Below are 23843 nucleotides of genomic sequence, written 5' to 3' on the forward strand. Positions count from 1 at the left end.
TATTCCGTAAAATTAAGATTTCAAACCTTGCAAGGCAATTATTTACGGCCAACGACCAATTCCAGGAAGTGGGCAGGGTCTAAATACTTCCGGGAAAGCTCCAGGATCTCATCGGGACCTATCGTTCGTAATTTATCAACGTACCTTTCATAGTAAGAGTAATCGAGTTCTGACAAGTAAATTGATTTGAAACGCTCAGCAAGTTGAAATGCTCCGTCAATTCCCTTTAAGAAGGTTCCCAGCATATAGTTTTTTACCATTTCCAGTTCTTCTTCTTCTACCAGTTCATTTCTCATAATGTCTACCTCATTATAAATTTCCCTGATAGCATCATTTGTGACATCCGCTCCTACTTCTGTCGAAATAAAATAATAGCCTTCCTGTTTCATAGAAACTATTACAGAACCGATTCCATATGTATAGCCTTTATCTTCTCTGATGTTTGACATTAGTCGTGATCCAAAGTATCCGCCAAACAGTGTATTCATCACTGCTGTCCCTGCATAATCGGGATGCTTACGATTGAAAAATGGCATTCCTATTCTGATCGCTGATTGAATGGCTCCTTCTTTTTCGATGTAATGTTGTTTTTGAGTCGAAGTAACAAACTTCGGATTAACGGTTTTGATCTTTTCGCCTGAAGCTTTTCTTTGCCCAAGAAAACGATTCAGAATTTTAATTGTCTCGTCAGTTACCAATCCTGAAACAATTATCATGCAATTTGAAGAAGAATATTTTTTTGCATGAAATGCTTTCAGATCATCCGAGGTAAGCGAATCATAATTCTCAGGTTTTATAAAATAGCCATAAGGATGTTCACTTCCAAAAATGATCTCGCCAAATTTCTTTCTTGCGATCGAACCGACTTTTTCATTATCGACATTTAAACGTTGCTTGTTATTCTGCTTGAAAATTGCAAGTTCTTTTTCAGGAAAAACCGGTTCATCTAAAACAGCACTGACAAATGGCAAAGTATCTTTCAGGTATTTATTCAAAGAATATAAAATGATCGAACAAAAATCAGAATTTTCATCAGTTTCATAAAATGATCCATAGTAGTCGATCATATCTGCTATCTGCTGAGCTGAAAAATTTTTAGTTCCCTCAGACATCATTCGGTTTGTTGCAGAATTCAAGAGTGGCTTAGCCGGATCAAAGTCAACATTGTTAAAAAGCAATTCAACTTTCACCAATTCCTGAAAACCTGCATTGATAGCATAAACTTCAATACCATTATCAAGTGTATATTTTTTTGCCTGCGGAACATTCATTTTCTGAATTCCTATTCTCGCAGGTTGATTGATTCTATCTATTATCAATGTCATAATTCTAGTTCTTACGGTTAGATAAATAATATAAAGTTGAGCAATTCTCTTTTCTGAAAATCTCCTGTGCACTTGCCTTGATTTCTTCGGCAGTCACTTTCCGGTACAAACCAAGTTCGGTATTTACAAGATTTGCATCTCCCATATATTCAGCAATTGCAAGATTCAAAGCACGACCTGAAAGATCCATTTCAGAAAATTCCATCGTCGATTCAACTTTGTTCTTTACTTTTTCAAGTTCTTCTTTTGTTACGAGTTCTGAACAGATTTTACTCAACTCTGCATCGATGGCTTTCTCTGCATCTGCCATTTCTACTCCTTTAACTAATTTCCCTTCAATGATCATTAATCCTCTGTCAAAATCAGCTGTAGAATATGCATTGATCTCTGAAAATAATTTTTTCTCCTTCACAAGTGTATTGTAAAGCCGGGATGATCTCCCTCTGCTCATTATGTCAGACAAAAGATCTATCGAATAAAATTGTTCGTCAAGCCGCGAACACATATGATAGGCGCGATACAACGAGCTATAAGGTATGTCCCGCTCTACTGTCAACTCTCTGTATTCAGTTTGTTTTGGTTCTGCGGGATATGGCATTCTTGAAGGAGTTGCTCTTTGAATCTCACCAAACCATTTTTCAGCCAGTGCAAATATTTCATCAGCCTTTACTCCTCCTGCCACGGTCATGATGGCATTGTCAGGACAATAATATCTGAAGAAAAAGTCACGCACATCTTCTAAAGTCGCATTTGTAATATGTTCAATTTCTTTTCCGATAGTTGCCCATTGATACGGATGGACTTTGTACGCTAATGGACGAAGTAACAACCACACATCACCATAAGGCTGGTTGAGATATCGTTGTTTAAATTCTTCCACAACTACATTTCGCTGGACTTCCAGACTTTTTTCCGAGAATGCAAGACTTAGCATTCTGTCACTCTCAAGCCAGAAACCTGTTTCAATATTATTTGCAGGTAATGTGAGATAATAGTTTGTAATGTCGTTGTTCGTAAATGCATTGTTGTCGCCACCAGCCAATTGCAATGGAGAATCATATTCAGGAATATTTACTGATCCGCCGAACATAAGATGTTCGAAGAGATGAGCAAAGCCGGTCTTGTCAGGGGATTCATCACGGGCACCAACACTATACAAAATATTTAATGTAGCAAGCGGTGTTGAAGGATCTTCATGTACTAAGACTTTCAGACCATTGGATAATGTTTTTGAAGAATATTTTATCAAGTGAATTAGTTTTTTCGGTTTAGATTCAATTTATACTATGCAATTAATAACTTCCTGCTCGCTTTCGGAGGAACCATTCAAGACTTAAAAGACCCAGAAGTATAAAAAATATTGCTTTTACATCAACCAGATCCCGCAATTTGTAATGCGAATAGGATACAGTTTTCATATCGTCGCGTTTAAGTAGCTGCGCCTTTAATTCATCCAGTTGATTCGGATAAAACATTGCTCCGCCATTTTTTTGTGCGAGTGCATTCAATAATGCATGATCTGCTACACTTTCTGTTTGTTCAGCCTGAAGTAAAGTGACCGTAAATTGTCCGGCAGAAGTATATACTTTATCAGAAACTTTAACGGAGGCTTTATACTTATAATCTCCGGCAGACATAAACCCAGCATTCAGATTATATGCACGTTCTGTTTTTGAAAATACATACGGGAAATTTTTTCCTGCAGAATTAGTGATCACCATACTCACATCCGGAGTATTGATCAGCTCATAGTTATCATTATAAACTTCGGCATCAAATACAACCTGTTCATTCTCGTCGATATTGTTTTTTGAGATCAGACGGAAATGTGTTTTATTTTCTTTTACACTCAGGTTCTGAACAGACTTAAGTAACCATTCATTGAAGACATCGAAGTTTCCATTTGCTGAATAATCACTAAGTCGCCATTTCCAGATACCTTCTCCGGCCAACACTCCTATTCTCTGCGATGTTGACTGATTAACAAGCTGCAACGGTTGATCGGTTACTATTGAACCAATTTGCTGATTCAATAAAACTGCATTGTTCGCAGTAGAACGAAACTTTCCAAAAGGTGTCAGCAATTCAGGAAATGAACTGATCTTTTGTTCCATATCGGAGCTGATCGTAAACAAAGAAAAGTTAGTATTCACTTTTGCTTCGACAGGATTTGATTTATCGATATTGTCTCTGATCTCCAATCCGGTTGCTAAAGTATTAAACAAAGGTACCGATACTTGCGTTCCCAAAATATACCATACAGGAATTGCAGCAGTATTTACTTTTGTTATAATATCTTTCACAGGATGTGCGACTGACGGCAGATTATGAAACACAACTAAATTGTATTCATTTACACTGCCTTCGAATTGTTCTGCAGTCACTACTTTTACAGTATAATTCTGGCTGCTTTCCAGTGCTAATTTAATAGCACCCAGATCAGGATGCGGAGAATTACCTATTACAAGAATTTTTTGTTTGCTTTCAATCACTTCAACATATATGTCACGAACATTATTTGCAGTAGAAATCTCTCCGGAAACAGATGACAATTCAATTTTATAATGAACAATACCTGTCTTCTTAGCATCAAGTACCACCGGAATCAATTGATTAAAATTATTTCCTGAAATTGAAATTTGTTTGGTAAATAAAGTCGACGAATCCTGCTTCACGGTTAGCGTTGTTGAAGAACCACTAAGTCGTCTTGCATCAATTGTGATCTCGATCGGAAAAGAATTTCCAAGATATACCGTCTTATTATAATTTACTTTTGAGATCAGGAGATCCTTTTGTACAGTTGTATCTCCCAAGGCAATAGTAAAATATGGAACTTTCAGAATTTCTTCATCATAAATCGGGCTGCTTCCACGGTTATAAAGACCATCACCGGCAATTACAATAGCCCCAATGTTTCTGTCCTCATACCTGTCATTGATGATAGAAAACAAAGCAGAAAAATCAGTTTGTTTTTCAGTAAAAGAAAAATCAATCCCATCACTTACCTTATCCCCCCAGTTTAATTCCTTGACCTCAAATTTTTCCTTTAATCCATTTGCAAAATCAGTCAATTGCTTTTTGTATTCATTTCTGTAAAAGGATGAGTCTTTATTGATGACAATGCTTTGTGAATTATCCTGTGCAATGATGATAACCGGTTTTTCTTTTTCACGTGTCAACGTTTTTAGCAATGGAGTCAACAACAGAACTGCCAGAAAAAACACCAGAATTCCACGTAAAGCAAAAAGTGCCTTGCGCAACCATGGATGGATTGAATCAAATGCACTATCTTTTCTGTAAAGGAGAAAAGCATATAGAAAACCGGCAGCTAAGCAAATCAAAACCCACCAGGTCGGCAATTCGGTAAGAAACTGTATATTCATAAGGAAGGGTTAAAGATATGGTTTTTGTTCAGGTGATTCATTGAGAAAACGTGACTTATTCAGACTTAATTTGTTAATAAAACCGGTGTGATTTCGGATTGCGGAATCCGGATTGCGGATTTGTGCTCTGCTTAGGCAGTATGCCAATCCGAATTCCGATTTTTTTTAAATTATGTCAAATGTCAACAACATCGTCGTAACAAACATCAGAATCAAACCGATGAGAAAAATTGTATCTGCAATTCTTTCATAATATTTTGCACGGTTAGATTCACTTCTCAATGACAGAAATGAAAATATGCTGCTGGCCATCAAGGCCAGGATCGTAAAGGCAGTCAATTCATCGATGATCGTTGTATCGCTAACCTTGAGCAATTTCAATGATGTCAGAACAACGAAACAAATCCCAAGTAAATTGGATGAAGCGTTTAAAATGTGGGGGGATTTGTCGGTTTTCATTCGTTGGATTGTCTGATAAAGATTGCGGATTGCGGATTGCGGATTGGCGAGCTGCCTAAGCATTATGGTAATCCGAAATCCGAAATTTTCATTAAATATAAATTTAGAATTCCTAACAACAAAAAGCGCCCCGATATTCCAGGGCGCTCTTCATTTTCGTGTCATTGAATGGTAAGCCGGGTTCTGTTCCTACGAATGCAGGATCCATCATTTATCTGGGATAATGTTCGCACATTACCTCTATCGACCTCCCCATCATGGTTTCCCGAAGGAGTACGGACGTGCAGCCCTTGTACCATGACTTATTTGGTCTTTCAGCTCCTGAGGTTTACCCGTTACAACTATTGCTAATTATAACCGTGAGCTCTTACCTCACATTTTCACCCTTTCCGCCTCTTCGGCGGATAGTTATTTTCTGTGGCACTCGCTGTCTCCCGAATAAACGGGATCCTTCCTGTTAGGAAGCAAGATGCACTGCGCTGCCCGGACTTTCCTCCCCTTGTCTTACAAAGAGGCGATGGATCAGCAATGACGGGGTGAAGGTAGGTTTTTTCAGGGATTTAATATGTGGGCAATTCCATAAAAAAGTGAAAAATGAAAAGTGAAAAAAACATCATTTATTTGCACCGTTAATAAATTTTGACAATGCTGAAAACTTTGTAAAACTTAATCTGTCATTAAGAAATATTAACATAATCATTCCATCCAAATTATTGTACTTTTGCGGCGCTAAAACAAACGTTCATTCACCGAAAAACTATAATCAGAATAAATATATTTATGAAAAACTTTTTTGTACTTATTACCTGCTTACTATTGTTATCAAGCCGGCTTTCGGCGCAAAAAAATTTTACTATCAGTGGATATGTAAAAGAAGAATCAACCGGAGAATCTCTTTTAGGTGCTAACGTATTTGTCAAAGAAACCCGAAAAGGTACAGTGACCAATCAGTATGGATTTTTCTCACTAACAATTCCTGAAGGGAATTACACTTTAGTCTTTTCATACATCGGTTTTGTAACTCAGGAATTTCCGATTTCCCTGACTGAAGATCTCAGAAAAAGTGCCAGCCTTTCTTCAAATGCAATCGAAACAAAGGAAGTCATTATTACCGGTGAAAAACAAGATCGTAATGTGCAAAGTACGGAAATGGGTCGTGAGAAAATTGAAATGGAAAAGATCAAAACCCTGCCTGCATTTATGGGTGAAGTCGACATTCTCAAAACCATTCAACTTTTACCCGGAGTTTCTTCAGCCGGTGAAGGCAATAGCGGATTCTACGTCCGCGGCGGTGGTCCGGATCAGAATCTGATCTTGCTTGATGAAGCGAATGTATATAATGCAGCACATCTCTTTGGCTTCTTTTCTGTCTTCAATTCTGATGCAGTTCAGAATATTACACTGACAAAAGGAAATATGCCGGCGAACTATGGCGGCCGGTTGTCGTCCGTACTCGATATTCAGATGAAAGAAGGTAATAACAAACGATTCGGAGCTCAGGGCGGAATTGGATTTGTTTCATCACGACTTACAATTGAAGGGCCTATTAAAAAAGATACTTCTTCGTTCATTATCTCTGCAAGAAGAACATTTCTTGATCTTTTGCTTGGTCCGCCATTCGTAAGTAAAGAGTCAGAGATCAGTGGAAATAAATATTATTTCTATGATCTGAATGCCAAAGTAAATTACAGATTAAGCGACAAAGACCGGTTATTCATCAGTGGTTACTTCGGTCGTGATGTATTTAAATTCAAAAGTCCTGATTCAGATTTCAGTCTGAGTATTCCCTGGGGAAATGCGACTGCTACCGCCCGCTGGAATCACTTATTTTCAAATAAATTGTTCCTGAATACTTCTCTCATTTATACAAGCTACGATTTTCAATTTGAAGGTGGACAAGAACAATTCAGTTTCAAATTGTTTTCCGGTATTACCGACTACAATGTAAAGACCGATTTTACCTGGGTACCTAGTCCGAAACATAATATCAAGTTCGGTGCAAACTATATTTATCATGTATTTGTTCCAAGTAATGCAAGCGCACGTTCAGGTGATGTTAATTTTAATTTAGGTGATATTGTAAGACAATATGCTCACGACGGCGCAGTTTATTTTAATGATGAATTTGAGTTGAATGCGAAGTGGCTTTTTAATGGCGGACTAAGACTTACAATGTTTCAACAAGTTGGTCCATTCGACCGGTTCATCAATGATCCCATTACTAATTTGCCTACTGATACCATTCACTATGATGCCGGTGAAGACGTAAAAACATATGCCAATGTTGAACCCCGTTTTGCTGTGCGTTATGCAGTGAATGAAAGTTCATCGGTCAAAGCATCGTACTCCCAGAATTATCAGTACATCCATCTGGCATCATTATCGGGAATTTCATTACCGACAGATACATGGGTGCCATCATCAGACAGAGTGAAACCACAATTCGGTACACAATATGCTTTGGGCTATTTCAAGAACTTCAAGAATAATACCTATGAAACCTCGCTTGAAGTTTATTATAAAACGATGGAAAACCAGATTGAATACGAAGAAGGATTTTTACCCGAAAATCAGGTCAACGGAAATCTGGATAACTTCTTCGTGTTTGGAAAAGGATGGAGTTATGGTGCTGAACTTTTCCTGAAGAAATCGAAAGGTAAATTCAGTGGCTGGATCGGTTATACTCTTGCATGGACAAAAAGAGAATTCGCTGATCTGAATCTGGGCAGAGAATTTTATCCGAAGTACGATCGCCGTCACGATGTTTCTGTTGTTATGACATTCGAAGCAAGTAAAAAAGTTACGATTGGCGCTACATGGGTTTATGCAACAGGAAATCTGAACACATTTCCCGAAAGATTGTATGTGTTGAGCAATGGGGATATTGTTGAAGATTATGGCGGACAAAGAAATAATTACCGCATCGCACCTTATCATCGTGCTGATATCAGTGTAACCTTGAAAGGAAAAGAACATAAACGTTTTGAATCAAGCTGGAACTTTAGTGTATTCAATGTTTACAATCGATACAATCCTTATATCATTTACTTCGACAACAAAGTTGAGAACGGCGTGGTAACTATTCAGGCAAAACAGATTTCCCTCTTCCCTATTATTCCAAGTGTTACTTACAATTTTAAATTCTGATCATGAAAAAAAGAACAATATTATCACTGTCAATATTCACTCTTGTGATTTCTGTATTCTATTCATGTGAAAAGAATGTTACAGTTGACATTCCTGAAACGGAAGAAAAAATAGTTGTAGAAGGGTATATTGAAACCGGAACGCCACCTTTTGTCCTACTTACAAAATCGCTTCCGTTTTTCGGAGAGATCAACGTTAATAATCTTATTCAAGGAAGTATTCAAGGTGCAACTGTAATCATTGATAATGGAACAATTACTGATACCATGATTCAGATTCCCGGGTTCGGAATTTATACTTCGCCGGCAATGATTGGAGAAACAGGTAAAACATATAAACTAACAGTACTGGCAGAAGGAAAAACACTTACTTCGGAAACAAATATTCCACAACCAATTTCACTGGATAGTATCTGGTGGAAGGTTGATGGACAAAGAGATTCATTGGGATTTCTTTGGTCACACTTAACGGATCCTGATACACTGGGAAACTGTTATCGTTTTTTTGCAAGAAGGATCAATCAATATACTTTTGGAGATGAAATTGGTAAGCAGAAAGATTCTACTTTTTATCCGCCGATCGGCGGATCAGTATTTGAGGACAGATATATCAATGGTAAAAGTTTCGATCTGAGTTTTCCGCGCGGAACATTTGCAGGTTCCGATAAAGAAGATGATGACAACGATGAAAGAATTTATTTCAAAAGAGGTGATACAATTGTTGTAAAATTCTGTACGATCGATCGCTCCCATTTTGAATTCTGGAGAACGGAAGAATCTCAGGTCTCATCCAACGGAAATCCGTTTGGTTCACCACAACCGGTTCATTCGAATATAAACGGCGGATTAGGTGTTTGGGGTGGTTATTCAACATCTTTCGATACGGTCATTGCCCAATAAGAATTTCTTAATAAGTTTTGTATTTTTTGCGGACAAAATTGAATTTTACGATGAATAAGAAATAGTATATTGCATTCGAATTACACCTAAAGGTATATGAAAGCACACACAAAAGAAACGCAGGATATACTCACCCCCGGGCATGCACTCGAGATCTTAAAGGAAGGCAATGAACGTTTTGTAAATAATATCAAAGCGCACAGAGATCTTTTAGAACAGGTCAACGTAACTTCTTCCGGACAATTTCCTTTTGCTGCAATTCTAAGTTGCATCGATTCCCGTACATCGGCAGAGTTGATCTTTGATCAGGGTCTTGGCGACATTTTCAGCATCCGTATTGCAGGAAATATTCTCAACGAAGATATTTTAGGAAGTATGGAATTTGCCTGCAAGATCGCAGGATCAAAACTCATTGTTGTTTTAGGACATACTAAATGTGGTGCCATTGAATATGCATGCAACGATATTGTATTAGGTAATATCACAAATCTGCTCAACAAAATAAAGCCTGCTATTCAACTCGAGACAGAAACGAAAGCAGAAAGAAATGGAAATAACAGAGTGTTCATGAATAATGTGACTACTAACAATGTTCATCTGACCGTAAAAAAAATCAAAGAACAAAGTACACTCCTTGCCGAACTAGAAGCTTCCGGAGAGATCAAGATCATCGGAGGATTGTATGATCTGGATACGGGGCTTGTTACTTTTTTTGAATAGGACAATTTCAGTTCAAAGTTCAAAGTTCAAAGTTATCTTCGTAGCCACCGACGAAGCCAACTTTGAACTTTGAACTTTGAACTTTGAACTTTGAACTTTGAACAATTTAATATTCCCCTCCAACCTTCCTTCGGTTCAACAATTCATTATCCTCAAACTCCGGTAATTTTACAGGGATTTCATTTAATGTGATCGTATCATTTAATGATTCAAGAAATACTTTCAGTTGAAATTTTTCTGTAGGTGTCAGATTAAGTGGTTCATCCGATAAAGTTTGATTTTCCACAGCGATCCCCAACCCTTTTCCACCGCCTCTGTCATAGAAATCGATTACCTCATCAAGTGATTTAAAAACTCCATTGTGCATGTAAGGCGCAGTTAGTGCAATGTTTCTTAGTCCCGGGGTTTTGAATGCATTCTTAAAAATATCGACCGGAATAATTTCATATCTGCCAATGTCTCCGTCAAGTTCACGTGGGTTTGAAAGTTTTGCAGATGGCACACCTATTACTTCCCATTCTGTTTCAACATATACCGGCGGAACAAGGCTATTGAAGAGCGGTAAAAAATGACATGACCCACAAGCAGCTTTCCCCATGAAGATATTGAAACCTGCGATCTCATCATTACTCAAATCATTCTCACGGTTGCTTATCGCTTTATCGAATCTGGTGTTCATACCGATCAACGTTCTTTCATATTCTGCAATTGCAATCAGGACAGAGCGGCCGGTTATAGATGTGTCTTCCGTTCCTTCAAATGCAGATCTGAATCTTTTTCTGTATTCTGCTGAATGTACTAGTTTACTTGCAACAGTCTGAAAATCGTTATGCATTTCAAGCGGGTTACTCATTACCCTGCCTGCCTGATCTTCAAATGAAAAAGCACGACCATCATGAAACAATCTTCTTTGAAGAACTGAATTAATTATTGTCGGAGCATTTCGTGTGAGAAATTTTCCCGGTTCAAACGATTGACTTAATGGAAGTCCGTCTGTAAATGCTTTCTCGGGCTGATGACAAGAAGCACATGCACGTAAGCTATTTGCAGACAAAGCAGGATCAAAGAAAAGAATGCGGCCGAGTTCAGCGACTTCCTTCTGATTAGCATGTGTCTTACCTGGAAGAAAGAAATAACTGTTGAATGCATGTGGATCAAAAATGGAGCGGTTTTGAAAATTTATTGCCGTTGTGAAGTATTGATTCTTCTCACTTAACATAATATCCCGCAATTTTGACAAACTTCCACTTAAGTCATTATAATACTCGCTATAGAATTGGAAATAATCTACAGAGCCTTTGGAGTATTGTTTCAACTTGTTTGTTGAACGCTCTATTTCTGAAAAAAAGAAATTCAGATCTGCTTTTTTGTTTTCACCGGCATCATGATAAAGTGTTTTTATCAATTCATCAAATCCCAAAAGTACATGAATTGATTCCTCTACTCCATTCTTGCTGTCTGGAGTCTCAAACTCAGCGAAACCAAGTATGAATTGCCTGACCAGTTGCATTTGCATTGCTTCCCACACACTTCTTTCATCGAAGACGAATTGCTCATATGCATTTGGTAAATTACTGATAAGTGAATAACATTCATCGATTGCATTATTCAGTTGTTTCCGTTGGAATGCCAGACTATCGGAATACAACATGCTTTCGATAAATTGAAAGCCACTGTATGGAACCGGAGGTGAGATCTCATCATCTTCTTCAATAGCCGGGATCACAGGTTTGTTGAGTCGAAATGCTTCTCCGGGAAAAAAGTAAATCAGAATGGCCTCTATTCTTTTGTACCTGTTTCGGCAAACCGTTAAAAGTTGTTTGGATTTTTCAATATCAAATTGCTTTACAGAACAAAGTTTTGACAACAAAGCAACATCCGTCAACAGGCTATCAGTCTGAACAGACATTTCTTTTCTTATTCTCAAATTGAAAGAATCCTCTTCACTTTCAATAAAAGCAAAAAGAACAATTGAAACAAAAATCAACACCCCAATCCGAAGTACCCGCATACTTTTAAGCCATCTCAAGTTTCTCTGCCTTATAATTTCTCCTCATTTCCCTCATAGCCGCAGAATGATCGTAAGGTACGTTTTTTAGTTTTGATTTGAACCAGGGGGTGAAGGGGATTAGATTTGGACTTCTGAAATCAAAATAACTATCATTCTTATATGTATTGAATGTCTCAAAATCAATTTTGATTTGGGTAGAAGCGAGTTTATAATTAAATCCATTTCTTGTCAAATTAGAAAGGACTTTAACTATGAATTTAAATTCTTTTCTTAAAACTGAATTATTTCCTTTTGAATCTAAGAACTTTCTTAAATTCTCTAAATGACTTTCTATCAAAGTAATTTTATCCATTTCCACAAAACAAAGTATCATCAATAACCTAATACATAAATTCCAATCTATAAACTTTTTATCAATCTTGACTATGCTGGTCAAATAATTAAGACACTTTTTAAATTCCCCATCTATAAATGAAGTAACTGCATAATAGTATGAAAGTCTATCATTATGCAATTCCGTTGATTCAAACTCATCATTATCTTCAACAATCTTAGAAAGATGGTTTGTCGCAGACGTGATTTCGCCAATTGACAAGAAACAAAGAAATTTCATTTCGTTTATTATATCCAAATTGAACTTATTTACTATTTTCAAATTATCAATTTCTTCAAAGTAAGAAATTGCTTTTTTAAATTCAAATGTCTTTATTTCAAATTCACAAATATTAAGTAAGCAATTTAACAAATCATTATTCTTATTTATTTTTGAAGAGGATCGCTTCAAGTGTGCATAAAAAGAATGAAAATTTATTTTTGCTTTTTCATACTGTTTTTCATTGGAAAGTAAAATTCCTTTTAAATAAAATAATGAGGATTTTATCCTTGTTGATTTTATAATAATAGACTCCTCTTCTAATTTTTCTATTTCAATTTGTAGACGATCTTTCATTATAGAATCTTCACCACTATTTTTTAAACTGGTGAAATAACCTAATAAATAGGAAGATTTATTTAATGCTAAATTACATCTATTATAATAAGCTATTTCATCATTAAGCTTATTAAAACTTTTAATTCCTGACCTTCTACTCAATCTTATTAGCTTTGTATTTAAAGCGATCAATAAATAATCAAAATATTCAAGATCTTTACATCCCTTTATAATCTGATTAAGATTAATTAACGCCAAGCTATTTAAACCATGAATTGAAAGTACATCGTAATATAGAAATCTTCGTTTAATTTGAAATAATTCTCTGTGTCGCTCTGAATGCAATGATTCATTTGATAAGAGATCCTTTGAGATCAAACAATCTAATATTTTTTCTGCTAGTCGTTGACATAATTTTTTAAATGCAACATGATTATCATAACCATATAAATTTAAAACACAAAATTTATAATCGAAATTAGAATTTCTAAGAATTATTCTTAATAACAATAACATTTGAGAATCGGTGTTTCCTGAAACAAGTTGATTAAATGTTTTTCTTAGAAATTTTATTTCAACTTTTGAAAGTGCTAATACTAATTCTCTTAATTTAATAAACTCATTCATTCATTTTCAAATTTTCTTAAGTTCAAAAATAGTTTATTTTTTTAGAAATAAAAGCAAATATCTTAATTTATGAGGTTTAATTCTAATTGAAATCTTGTCCCATATTCATCTTTCTTTTCCTAATTAATTAATTGGTCTGCTAGTATAATTGCATAATCAAACCCATATAAAATGAAAAACAATAGCAGAATCAAAGACGAACTTTTATACGACTTAGGTTGTACTTTTAGACAACTCCGATTAAGAAAGGGGTTTAAATCCGCAGAGGTATTTAGTTATGAAAATGAATTAAATCGAACAGCATATTGGAGGTGGGAAAACGGCGAAAACATTACGATGAAAAATTTTCTGAAACTTTGTAGTATTCACAACCTAACTCCAAAAGAAATTTTTATTATGCTTGATAATAAAAGAAATCATATCAAAAACGAAAATTTATTAAATGAGCCTGGCAGTGTCCTATATAAAAACAAAAGAACAAAGAAGTAAATGGATTAAGCGGAAATTTTATTTCGAACCCAATCCTCAAAGTTAATTAACTCTGGGGATTTGATCTGCCAGCTATAATTGTCAGATTTCAAAATTGCTAAATATTTAAACAAGAGTTTATTTTTAACTTTTATTCTATTCCAGTCTACACTTTCTCGGACAATTACAAGGCAAATTTTCATGATAACCAAAAATCGAGGATTTAGATAATTAGTTTTAGACAACCTTTTCAAATATTTTTGCATATTTCCTATTGATAAATCCAAAGAATCAAATTGACCCAATTCAATTCTACTTAAAATAATTAATATTCTTCTTGAAATATTCCAACCTTCTTTATCCTTTTCAATTTCTTTATATTGCTCTAAAAGTGAAATACATTTCAAGTAATTTCCTTTTTTGAACTCAATACATGCCTGATAGAAATTGAACTTACTGAATAAAATTTCTGTCGATATATTCCTATTAAAAGAATTATCAAATGACAAATATTTCTCGCATGCATCAAAATTATTTTGATAAAAATATGCATAGAAAATAGTTTCATCAACTATTTTCTGAGTTAAATATATACCTTTAAAAAATTTTCTTGAATTTTCTGCATTCACGATTGATTGATTATATTCCCTAAGAAGTAAAAAGTTATTAGCAATATTTAAAAGTATAGTGCCATATCTATTATCAGTATAAACGGATTCGTTAGTTTTCACTAATCTTTCCAATTCAAGAAGCAATAAGTTAGAACTGGAGTAATTATTTGAGATTTGAGCTTGTTCAATTTCCAAGCTTATTAAGTAATACCTTACTAGTGAAGATTTCGTTTTATTGTAGTATTCTTTAATAGCAATAATTGCAGAATCAAGATCTTTTTTATAATAATTAAATTCCGAATGCCGGCTAATTGTATTTAATATTGTTTGATAAATTCTTTGTGACCTAGACAATCCTAACCATTTTATTTCGGCAAGACTAATTTCATTTTTAATATTTTCAATCAGTGTTTCCTTTCCAAAAGAGGAAACAAATCTTAACTTAGAATTTAAAGCTTGGATTAAAATATCATAAAATTCAAAAGAATACGATTTTGAAATTACTGAGTTATATATTTGCATTAAATCATCATTCATTCCCCTCAGCTGAATGATATCGGCTTGAATAACTTTTTTTCGAAGTTCAAAAGAAAGATTATTTCTTCTGGAGTAGCCCGAACTTTGAATTGAACTATCTAAAAGAAGGACGTCATAGATAAGATCTTTGAATCTATTGCAAAGTTTATTAAATGCGAGGTAATTTAATTTTCCATAAATATTATTTTTGAATTTCACTAGATGATATTTCCTTATTAGTTTTTAAAAGTTTTAGAAGCATCAAACTTTTGGATCCTGCATGTGTAATTTCTGAACTGTCAATTTGCTTTTTCAACAAATTGATTTCTCTAGTACTAAGTTTAGAAACTAACCTCTTAAGCGAATTAATATTATTCATTTCAATTCCATTTGTAAGAAAGCACAACAATTAGTCAAATCATGTAGTTCAAGCAGATATAGATTTGCTTCAAACATAAACCTTATAAACATGCTTGAAACACTCATTGCCATTTTATTGAGTTTAGGACTCAATTTCACTAAAACTGATGATGGAAGAATTCAGTTAGATAGTGGAGCATTATCTAAACTTGAATCTTCAACGGAGTATCAAAAGACCTTTTCGTCTGGAGAATCACCCATTGTGATCGTTCCAGACATTGATCCAGAAGAATCTCCAATTGTAATTGTTCCAGATATTGATCCAAAAGAATAATTATCTGTTCTGACTAATATTTGTCATATATGGACAATAATTCAATGTCTCAATTGGTAAAATTGCAGGATTTATTTCAATTTCACAATTTTTCTCTTTCAATTTATATAAATTACTTATTGTGAGAGATTTAAATTAAGGAGGACCGCCATAGAAAAAAACAACGCAACACACACTTTTTAGCGAAACTGCGAATTTCGACTAAATGATGATATAGGGTTAGGCCGAGGTGGCTTAACCCTATGTCTATTTATTTTCATTATGTCCCTTTTTTGGGGAGGAGAACCACTCTACATTTGAAGAGTAATTAGAAATAAGCATCTCTCTCCTCAGAATGTCAACCGAAAAAGTCCATAACTATCCATTCTCGGAATCGTCTCAACCACGACACCGCTTTGAGAACATCGTCCTGATCGACGATGATACTGTGGATCTTTTTATCAATGAGACTATCCTAAGAGCTGCCGGAATTTCCAAAAACGTAAAAGTGCTTTCCAGTCCGGCTGATTTCATAAATCAACTCCTCAATACAGAACGTTTAAGTGATGTGCCTGAACTGATTTTCTTGAATCTGCAAATGAGAGGACTTCAGAATTTCGATTTCATGACTGAATTCAATTCACTTTCTGACTTTATCAGAAACAAATGCAAGATCGTTGTCATCACTACTCATCCAATCGTAAAACTTATTTCTAATACCAGCATCGTCCGGTATCTGCAAAAACCGCTCGATGTATTCCAATTAAAAGAATTTCTGCCGTAAAATTCTACCCCTACTAACCCATAAAAATCTAACCCATGGAAATCATTCACAACCAAAACACCGCTCGCAAAAACGCATTCTCACATGTACGTGGCGGAAAAGACACTTCAGACATCCTGCGCGATGGAGAAAAAGATCTTCTTGGTCAAATGGCTCTTGCATTGACCGTGATCTACGGAGGCGAAATCAAAAGCCGCCGGGGATTAACAGCTTAACAATTCTGACGAAACTGTTCTTGATCGACTAACACGAAACACAACAAAAACAAAAAAACGTCATGGAAAAAACTAAAATCAATATCCGCAGAAGTAAATTCGCATACTCAGTAATCGACTTCACTCTGCTTTTCGTTTTCATTCTTCTACTAATAAGAATGATCGAATAATAAAAATAGTGTGGGTTTCAAACTATGAAAACCAGGAGCCGGGTGAGGTGTGGGTCCTTTTACCCCGGCTTTTTTTTCTTTTTTCTTTTTTCTTTTCACTTTTCACTTTTCACTTTTCACTTTTCACTTTTCACTTTTTATTGATTTACCTACAATCGCCACCTTAATCTCATTCAGGATAGTAGGATCATCTATATTGGAAAGAACTACATAATCAACGCCATTTGCAATATTTCTGATCACCGTAGTATCTTTCCTGATCGATTTTTGCTAATAATAGCTTAATTTCGAATATAAATATTCTTGATTAGCAAGAATTAGTTTTCCAGTATTACTTGAATTGATAAATTCGTAGAATATTAATTCTACCATGTCATACCCCTATCAAATAAGATCACTTGATCAATACCATTCTGCCTACAAGAAGAGCATTGAAAATCCTGAAAAGTTTTGGGAAGAAATTGCTGAAACTTTTTATTGGACAAAAAAATGGAACAATGTTCTTGAATGGAATTTTTCAGAACCAAAAATTAAGTGGTTTGAAGGAGGACAATTAAATATTACTGAAAACTGTCTTGACAGACATATAGAAAAGTTAGGTAATACTCCGGCAATCATATGGGAACCGAACGATCCTGAAGAACATCATCGTGTTCTTACTTACAAAGAACTACTTTTCAAAGTAAAACAATTTTCGAATGTTCTGAAAAATAATGGTGTTCAGAAAGGTGATCGTGTCTGCATTTATATGGGAATGATCCCAGAACTTGCAATTGCTGTTTTAGCCTGTGCCCGGATCGGAGCGATTCATTCAGTTGTATTTGGAGGTTTCTCAGCGCAATCGATTGCAGACCAGGTTACTCGATGCAAAAGCAGAATATATTGTTACCTGTGACGGTGCTTATCGCGGTGCAAAAGACATTCCTCTCAAGAATGTGATCGATGATGCATTGATCGCCTGTCGGTTCGTCAAAAGAGTTATTGTCTGTACCCGCACCCGCACACCGGTTTCGATGATCAAAGGCCGCGATGTATGGTGGGAAGATGAGATAAAGAAAGTAGAAACACAAGGCAATCCCGATTGTAAGGCCGAAGTGATGGATGCTGAAGACATCTTGTTCATACTTTATACATCCGGATCAACAGGAAAACCTAAAGGTGTTGTTCATACTACAGCAGGATATATGATCTGGGCAAACTACACGTTTGTAAATGTTTTCCAATATCAACCGGGCCAAATTCATTTCTGCACTGCAGATATTGGATGGATCACAGGACATAGTTACATTTTGTATGGTCCCTTAAGTGCAGGTGGAACTACGTTGATGTTTGAAGGTATTCCTACATGGCCTGATGCCGGAAGGTTCTGGGATATTATTGACAAATACAAAGTAGACATTCTTTATACTGCTCCTACTGCCATTCGTAGTCTGATGGCATACGGATTGGATTTTGTGAATGGAAAAGATCTTTCATCATTAAAAGTTCTTGGAACTGTCGGCGAACCTATTAACGAAGAAGCGTGGCATTGGTATCATCAGAATATCGGAAAAGAAAAATGTCCGATCGTTGATACATGGTGGCAAACAGAGACCGGAGGCGTATTAATTTCTAATCTTGCCGGTGTTACTCCACACAAGCCTGCACACGCAACATTACCACTTCCGGGAGTACAACCGATTCTAGTAGACGAGAATGGAAATGAAGTATTGGGGAATGGTGTCGGCGGAAATTTATGTATGAAATTCCCTTGGCCGGGAATTCTAAGAACGACCTATGGCGATCATGAGCGTTGCAAACTCAACTATTTTGCTACCTATGAAAATTTATATTTTACAGGAGACGGATGTTTGCGCGATGAAGATGGAAATTACAGAATCACCGGACGTGTTGATGATGTATTAAACGTAAGTGGACACAGAATAGGAACCGCTGAAGTTGAAAATGCAATTAACATGCACGCCGGTGTAGTTGAAAGCGCTGTTGTTGGTTATCCTCATGATATCAAAGGTCAGGGCATATATGCTTACGTGATCTATAATGGACATCATGGCGACATCAATCTTGCGCGACAGGATATCATACAAACAGTGAATCGCATTATCGGACCAATTGCTAAACCCGATAAAATTCAATTCGTATCAGGCTTACCAAAAACAAGAAGCGGAAAGATCATGCGTCGGATTCTCAGAAAAATTGCAGAAGGAGAAACTTCGAATTTAGGTGACACTTCTACTCTGCTTGATCCGGGTGTTGTGGAAGAAATAAAAGTCGGGAAAGTTTAACTTTCTTTATTTACTTATTTATAATTCTCAAATATTCCACAAGGACCAACTTCTTCTTTGTATTGAGTTTGATGAAACCCGATTAATTTGCGATAGATGATTCAGATCATGTGCAACCCATGTAGCTAATAAATTTCGTAATGTTACCCTACCGAACTTTGGATGAATTCCTTCTTTTTCCAGGTTTGATTCGTTGATCTTCTTTGATCGTAGAAATTCAAGATTCTTTTTCCGGGCAACATTGAATTCTTCTAATAACTGATTCATTGTTTTTCCTTTACTTTCTTCAAGTTGAGCAAAGCGATCGAATGGTTAAACGTTTTATTTCCGGAATCAGGATAAAATTATTTCTATTCTGGCTATCCAATCTGTATTCTCTCCATGCAAAAAGATGACCTAAAGTTACATCAAACGGAGACCATGTTTCTTGTCCTTCATTGGCATGAATCCATTTTCTGAAAGATCTTTGAACTGCAATTTCAAAATCAAAGGTGTCTTTTTCAAGAATTTGAATTGCTTCCTCTAAATTATATTTCATAATTCAAACAAATTAAAGTTTCAAAGTGGAAACTGCACCCCAGCTGAGAGTATAAATTCTGCAGTATAAAATGAATGGTTAGCTCTTCCTGTTCCTATAGTAAGTACATTAGTATAATTTGCGTAAGTTCCTTTAACCATACCTTCAGCAAAAAAATACTTTCCATATTCATATCTTAATCCCATTTCCATTCCTGTCACATATCCGGCAACGTGAAAAACATTATCTAACCGCTCGCCAAATAAGGTTACGTCAGTCTTAGGAATCACAACTCCCCCGCCTATCTTGCCCACTAAACTAAACACATGATTATTACTTTTTGAAGTGTGAAACCGATGCTTCTTCAGAAAATTGATCATAAGAAAATTTGCACCATTGGTATGTTCAAACCTTAAAAAACCGGGAGTGATCAGAGTATCTACATCATAATATTGTTCATGGATAAATCCGGTCAAATGTGCTACCTGATAATCATGCATGACATATTTTGTATGATCAAAATTTATTTCAATTCCGAGATCATTTGCATCGTTAAAATAATAACCTAGTCTGTAAACATACTGCGGAATGGAAATATCTGAATTAAGTATCTGATCATAACCGGGACGATCAGATGCTTCTACACCGTACAAAGTGAAATCATAATTGTCAGTGCCGGCATCCTTAAAATGAAGATCACTTTTTGAAAAATAATCTTTATTATAGCCCCAGGCAAAATAAAATCTGCCTTTCGTTTTTTCTTTTACAAATTCCTGAGCATTTGCATTCAATGCAAAACTTATAATACTAAGAAATACTAATTTGAACTTATTCATATAATCTGGGCAATTAATTCTGCCACGCAAAGAAACAAAAAATATAGTCTTTAGTCAGACCTATTTCGCAAATTCATTTAAACATTATTAAGTGCGAATGCGCCCTTTTTCAATCAGTTTTGACAAATTTTGCTAAATAACTAGATTTAGTTGTTGTGATTTTCATCACATACCAGCCAGAAATCAGATCGCTGATATAAATAACATTATTTAGGTGAATATCGTTTTTTATGATCTTGCCATCGATTGAGTATATCTGAATAGATAGAATCTCATTTAACGGTAAAGCTATCTCTAAAAAATCCTTTGCCGGATTCGGATAAACAGAAATTACCGAGAAGAATTCTTCAACAGAATTTGGAGGACAATTTTGCAAAACCCCGTTCAGTCGATTGAAACTTCCTTTGTATGCCTGTAAAAAAATGTTTGCAAGAGTATCGTCGTGAATGATGAGAACATTTTCATCGTTCTTTGTTTCTGCAGCTGTAGTCCAGTTATGTGTTCCGACTTCTACAACAGGATCAGAATTTGGATCACATGCATCTACGATCATATACTTACTATGGAAAATAGAATCAGGATGTGTAAATACCTTGAGATCATTTCCCATTACCGGTGAAAGTATCGTGTGTGCATTGAATCCAATGCTATACTGATCCATGATTCCGGTGACCTTAACGCCCTGATTGATCTTGTAAACAATTGTATCAGCAATATCAGGACGGGTAAATGTATAAACACCAAAATTGAGGTCGTTGTCGGCAGAATTAATAACATTGATCAAGTGCGAATTCGTATTATCGGAAGGACTAAAATATAATTCAACTGTCTTCCCTTCCACCTGAAAATAATGTTGCGTATTATTCGTCTTAAAGGGGCCAAACCTTGAGGCACTTGTATCAGGTGTCATTCCTGTACTTCCCCACATCTCATTAAACTCTTCCAGATAAGTCTGAGCAAGTGGTTGATCATTTATGATCACAAGATTATTTTCATCTTCATTTATCTGATCAGCATTCCAGTTAGCAGAACCTGTAAATACCATGGCATCTGCAGGATCAGATGAATTAGCATCGAAGATCACAAATTTGTGATGCATAATAGCATACAATGCAGACGTTGGTGATGCTAAAGTCGGAATCGAACTATTTAACAAGGACAGACCGGTATTTCCAACACCACCGCAATAGATCCATCGAACCTGCCTGCCATTTGCCTGAGCCTGATTTACTGCATTTGCAATGTTCGACATCTGACCATATTGATCGTAACTGAAAACAGCTATGTCAATTGAGTACTTTGCTCTCTGAATGTAAGCGATCAAGGTGTCATCATATGACCGATCCAGATAAACTGCATTCACTCCGGTTGAAATAGTCGTATCGACCGGTTGAGTCGAATAGACTTTAATTTTATTTTGCCCGGATACGACTATAGGAAACAATAGGATCAGTAAAAGTATATTTTTCATTCTTATGCAAAGAAAAGAAATATTTGCAACCGCATTTAATAAAGATATTAAAAGATAAAATTTATGCATTTGCAATTGAAATATTCTTTTATATATTCACATCTGTTATTTTTACAAAAAAAAATAGCAAATCATAAAACACACCACACATGAAAAAAATCACTTACTTACTCTCAATCGTTATCCTTTTTGTTGGCTGTAATCCTGAAGAAACAACTGTTTCACCGGAGTTACAAACCGGTCCTTTACTTGTCCAAAAACAAATCACTTCTGAAATTCCCTCCGGAGAGCCTTATACCCAAAAAGAGATCGATAAATATATGTACGATAAAGTTCAGACAACAGCAGACTTTTCATGGGAAAATAGCGATCTGAAAATTCTGACCAGTGCTGCAAAGATCACAAATCTTGTTGCCATCGGATATCAACCTGCCGGAAAAAAAGATGTGAGGAATGAACTTCACCGAACAAATATAAAATCAAAGGAGTGGAAAGCTGTTCACGATGCCATTATCGAACTTGTAGTGATGGATCTGAGAAAAGCGGGAAATGAAAATGTGACACCTGAAAATATAGTTTCAGAAGATGACAATACGCTTCCGATAATTGTCTTCAAAATTTCTGACAAATCTATTCTTACAAAATTGTATAATCTCGAAAACGTACGTTACATTGAACCTTTCGGTTACTGGCCTACTACTTATATAAACGAACGAGTTGCTTCTTCTTCCGGTTGTTCGGGTTCCAGTCAGGCTTTGAATGCAAGTGATTATACTACGATAACACCGGGATGTAAAATGTCATGGAATTTCAACAACGTTAATGTTCCTGCAGCCTGGAATATTGCCCAGGGATTAGGAATTACTGTTGGCGTTATTGATGCCGGTATCAGTTCGAGCCAGACATTACTTGGAAGTAATTTCAACAATGGCGAATCTAATGTCGGAAGAACATTAACCACTGATTACACTTACGGATCTACGGCTTTCACAAGCTGTACACATGGAACAAGCATGAGTGGAATTGTTGCCGGTCCGAGAAATAACCTTGGTGGCCCAACCGGTGTTGCTTACAAAGCTAATCTGCATTTTATCCGTGGTTGCAGTGATGTTGTACTCGACGAATCCGCTGAGTTAAGTGGCGTCAGAAATGCTTTGGTAAGAATGGGAAATATGATTCCGTTAAAGATCATCAGCATGTCAGTCGGAACTCCATTTAGCAGTAGTACTCTACTTGATGGAGTATCTTATGCTTCAGGAAAAGGCAAACTGCTTTTTGCAGCAGCTGGAACATCTTTTAGCTGGACTTCGTGGTGGGGAGTAATTTATCCTGCTAACTATTCACAATGTGTTGCAGTGACGGGAGTAAAAGAAAATGGAAATACCTGCAACGATTGTCATGATGGTAGTCAGGTTGACCTTACAATTCCAATGGCAAGAAATACAAACAGTTCAAGAACTACTTTGTCTTTACCAATGAGTGGTTATAATCCAAGCTACGTAGGCGGTTCATCTTGCGCAACTGCAATGACAGCCGGTGTTGCTGCATTGGTCTGGTCAGTGAATCCCAGTCTTACATCTTCACAAGTCCTGTCTTGCCTAAAAGGTACTGCACAATTCTACCCCAACTTATCCGGCAGTAAAGGCTATGGAAATGTCAATGCCTACGCGGCGGTGATGATGGCAAGCGGGTTGTAAATAGTGATAATTGAATAGTTGAATAATTAATAGTGAATAATGGGCTTCGTGGGAAGATAATTACAAGTTGTAAGTAGTTTCCTACGTAGCCAATTTTT

General features: G+C 35.9%; 17 protein-coding genes, 1 other RNA gene and 2 pseudogenes. 9 read left to right on the plus strand and 11 right to left on the minus strand.

Annotation, left to right across the window (positions count from 1 at the left end; all coding sequences use genetic code 11):
• Nucleotides 1-38 precede the first annotated feature (38 nt).
• The 5 genes from IPL24_02355 to rnpB form a co-directional block, all read right to left on the minus strand.
• On the minus strand, nucleotides 39-1325 hold the full coding sequence (locus IPL24_02355; GenBank protein ID MBK8362544.1) for an insulinase family protein: 1287 nt from the start codon (nucleotides 1323-1325) through the stop codon (nucleotides 39-41).
• A gap of 4 nt (nucleotides 1326-1329) precedes the next feature.
• A complete protein-coding gene (locus IPL24_02360) occupies nucleotides 1330-2574 on the minus strand; it encodes an insulinase family protein (protein MBK8362545.1) in 1245 nt (414 codons plus the stop codon).
• A gap of 43 nt (nucleotides 2575-2617) precedes the next feature.
• Complete coding sequence (locus IPL24_02365; GenBank protein ID MBK8362546.1) at nucleotides 2618-4708, minus strand: hypothetical protein; 2091 nt, start codon at nucleotides 4706-4708, stop codon at nucleotides 2618-2620.
• 165 nt (nucleotides 4709-4873) lie between these two features.
• Nucleotides 4874-5167, minus strand: coding sequence for a hypothetical protein (locus IPL24_02370; protein ID MBK8362547.1), 294 nt, complete (start codon nucleotides 5165-5167; stop codon nucleotides 4874-4876).
• A gap of 156 nt (nucleotides 5168-5323) precedes the next feature.
• Nucleotides 5324-5700, minus strand: an RNA gene (gene rnpB, locus IPL24_02375) — RNase P RNA component class A.
• 247 nt (nucleotides 5701-5947) lie between these two features.
• On the opposite strand from rnpB, the gene IPL24_02380 reads away from it, so the two are divergent.
• The 3 genes from IPL24_02380 to IPL24_02390 all read left to right on the plus strand — a co-directional run bounded on the left by IPL24_02380 (nucleotide 5948) and on the right by IPL24_02390 (nucleotide 9933).
• Nucleotides 5948-8314, plus strand: a complete 2367-nt coding sequence (locus IPL24_02380; protein ID MBK8362548.1) for a TonB-dependent receptor — start codon at nucleotides 5948-5950, stop codon at nucleotides 8312-8314.
• 2 nt (nucleotides 8315-8316) lie between these two features.
• Nucleotides 8317-9213 (plus strand): DUF4249 domain-containing protein, encoded by an 897-nt coding sequence (locus IPL24_02385; GenBank protein MBK8362549.1) that lies wholly within the window; start codon nucleotides 8317-8319, stop codon nucleotides 9211-9213.
• A gap of 96 nt (nucleotides 9214-9309) precedes the next feature.
• On the plus strand, nucleotides 9310-9933 hold the full coding sequence (locus tag IPL24_02390; protein MBK8362550.1) for a carbonic anhydrase: 624 nt from the start codon (nucleotides 9310-9312) through the stop codon (nucleotides 9931-9933).
• A 106-nt stretch (nucleotides 9934-10039) separates the two neighbouring features.
• On the opposite strand, the gene IPL24_02395 is transcribed toward IPL24_02390, so the two are convergent.
• Together IPL24_02395 and IPL24_02400 are read right to left on the minus strand one after the other, a co-directional pair.
• Nucleotides 10040-11842: a hypothetical protein gene (locus tag IPL24_02395; protein MBK8362551.1), complete on the minus strand. Its 1803-nt coding sequence runs from the start codon at nucleotides 11840-11842 to the stop codon at nucleotides 10040-10042.
• A gap of 106 nt (nucleotides 11843-11948) precedes the next feature.
• Entirely contained in the window at nucleotides 11949-13502 is a 1554-nt protein-coding gene (locus tag IPL24_02400; protein ID MBK8362552.1) for a hypothetical protein, read from the minus strand.
• Nucleotides 13503-13673: 171 nt separating this feature from the next.
• Here IPL24_02400 and IPL24_02405 point away from each other — a divergent pair, with 171 nt between their 5' ends.
• Entirely contained in the window at nucleotides 13674-13991 is a 318-nt protein-coding gene (locus tag IPL24_02405; GenBank protein ID MBK8362553.1) for a hypothetical protein, read from the plus strand.
• A 5-nt stretch (nucleotides 13992-13996) separates the two neighbouring features.
• On the opposite strand, the gene IPL24_02410 is transcribed toward IPL24_02405, so the two are convergent.
• Entirely contained in the window at nucleotides 13997-15316 is a 1320-nt protein-coding gene (locus IPL24_02410) for a hypothetical protein (protein MBK8362554.1), read from the minus strand.
• Nucleotides 15317-15566: 250 nt separating this feature from the next.
• Between IPL24_02410 and IPL24_02415 the strand changes: the two genes are divergently transcribed.
• From IPL24_02415 to acs, 4 genes and pseudogenes are all read left to right on the plus strand, one after another.
• On the plus strand, nucleotides 15567-15791 hold the full coding sequence (locus tag IPL24_02415) for a hypothetical protein (GenBank protein ID MBK8362555.1): 225 nt from the start codon (nucleotides 15567-15569) through the stop codon (nucleotides 15789-15791).
• 334 nt (nucleotides 15792-16125) lie between these two features.
• The gene (locus IPL24_02420) at nucleotides 16126-16554 is read left to right on the plus strand and encodes a hypothetical protein (GenBank protein MBK8362556.1); all 429 of its coding nucleotides are present in this window, start codon (nucleotides 16126-16128) and stop codon (nucleotides 16552-16554) included.
• 35 nt (nucleotides 16555-16589) lie between these two features.
• Nucleotides 16590-16769, plus strand: coding sequence for a hypothetical protein (locus IPL24_02425; GenBank protein MBK8362557.1), 180 nt, complete (start codon nucleotides 16590-16592; stop codon nucleotides 16767-16769).
• A gap of 540 nt (nucleotides 16770-17309) precedes the next feature.
• Nucleotides 17310-19224, plus strand: a pseudogene (gene acs / locus IPL24_02430) (acetate--CoA ligase).
• Between the two features lie 10 nt (nucleotides 19225-19234).
• On the opposite strand, the pseudogene IPL24_02435 reads toward acs, so the two are convergent.
• The 3 genes and pseudogenes from IPL24_02435 to IPL24_02445 all read right to left on the minus strand — a co-directional run bounded on the left by IPL24_02435 (nucleotide 19235) and on the right by IPL24_02445 (nucleotide 22048).
• A pseudogene (locus tag IPL24_02435) lies at nucleotides 19235-19762 on the minus strand (DinB family protein).
• Between the two features lie 20 nt (nucleotides 19763-19782).
• Entirely contained in the window at nucleotides 19783-20577 is a 795-nt protein-coding gene (locus IPL24_02440) for a hypothetical protein (GenBank protein MBK8362558.1), read from the minus strand.
• A 109-nt stretch (nucleotides 20578-20686) separates the two neighbouring features.
• Nucleotides 20687-22048: a T9SS type A sorting domain-containing protein gene (locus IPL24_02445; GenBank protein ID MBK8362559.1), complete on the minus strand. Its 1362-nt coding sequence runs from the start codon at nucleotides 22046-22048 to the stop codon at nucleotides 20687-20689.
• Nucleotides 22049-22197: 149 nt separating this feature from the next.
• Here IPL24_02445 and IPL24_02450 point away from each other — a divergent pair, with 149 nt between their 5' ends.
• Nucleotides 22198-23745 carry a S8 family serine peptidase gene (locus IPL24_02450; protein ID MBK8362560.1) on the plus strand — a complete coding sequence of 516 codons (1548 nt, stop codon included), beginning with the start codon at nucleotides 22198-22200 and terminating at the stop codon, nucleotides 23743-23745.
• Nucleotides 23746-23843: the final 98 nt, after the last annotated feature.

This window comes from Bacteroidota bacterium (assembly GCA_016711505.1).
Classification (GTDB): Bacteria; Bacteroidota; Bacteroidia; order AKYH767-A; family 2013-40CM-41-45; genus JADKIH01.

Excerpts from the sequence above, each read along its gene's own strand:
- IPL24_02355 (MBK8362544.1), bottom strand. The coding sequence starts at position 1,325 with ATGACATTGATAATAGATAGAATCAATCAACCTGCGAGAATAGGAATT.
- IPL24_02365 (MBK8362546.1), bottom strand. The coding sequence starts at position 4,708 with ATGAATATACAGTTTCTTACCGAATTGCCGACCTGGTGGGTTTTGATT.
- IPL24_02370 (MBK8362547.1), bottom strand. The coding sequence starts at position 5,167 with ATGAAAACCGACAAATCCCCCCACATTTTAAACGCTTCATCCAATTTA.
- IPL24_02380 (MBK8362548.1), top strand. The coding sequence starts at position 5,948 with ATGAAAAACTTTTTTGTACTTATTACCTGCTTACTATTGTTATCAAGC.
- IPL24_02385 (MBK8362549.1), top strand. The coding sequence starts at position 8,317 with ATGAAAAAAAGAACAATATTATCACTGTCAATATTCACTCTTGTGATT.
- IPL24_02390 (MBK8362550.1), top strand. The coding sequence starts at position 9,310 with ATGAAAGCACACACAAAAGAAACGCAGGATATACTCACCCCCGGGCAT.
- IPL24_02395 (MBK8362551.1), bottom strand. The coding sequence starts at position 11,842 with ATGTCTGTTCAGACTGATAGCCTGTTGACGGATGTTGCTTTGTTGTCA.
- IPL24_02400 (MBK8362552.1), bottom strand. The coding sequence starts at position 13,502 with ATGAATGAGTTTATTAAATTAAGAGAATTAGTATTAGCACTTTCAAAA.
- IPL24_02405 (MBK8362553.1), top strand. The coding sequence starts at position 13,674 with ATGAAAAACAATAGCAGAATCAAAGACGAACTTTTATACGACTTAGGT.
- IPL24_02415 (MBK8362555.1), top strand. The coding sequence starts at position 15,567 with ATGCTTGAAACACTCATTGCCATTTTATTGAGTTTAGGACTCAATTTC.
- IPL24_02420 (MBK8362556.1), top strand. The coding sequence starts at position 16,126 with ATGTCAACCGAAAAAGTCCATAACTATCCATTCTCGGAATCGTCTCAA.
- IPL24_02425 (MBK8362557.1), top strand. The coding sequence starts at position 16,590 with ATGGAAATCATTCACAACCAAAACACCGCTCGCAAAAACGCATTCTCA.
- IPL24_02440 (MBK8362558.1), bottom strand. The coding sequence starts at position 20,577 with ATGAATAAGTTCAAATTAGTATTTCTTAGTATTATAAGTTTTGCATTG.
- IPL24_02445 (MBK8362559.1), bottom strand. The coding sequence starts at position 22,048 with ATGAAAAATATACTTTTACTGATCCTATTGTTTCCTATAGTCGTATCC.
- IPL24_02450 (MBK8362560.1), top strand. The coding sequence starts at position 22,198 with ATGAAAAAAATCACTTACTTACTCTCAATCGTTATCCTTTTTGTTGGC.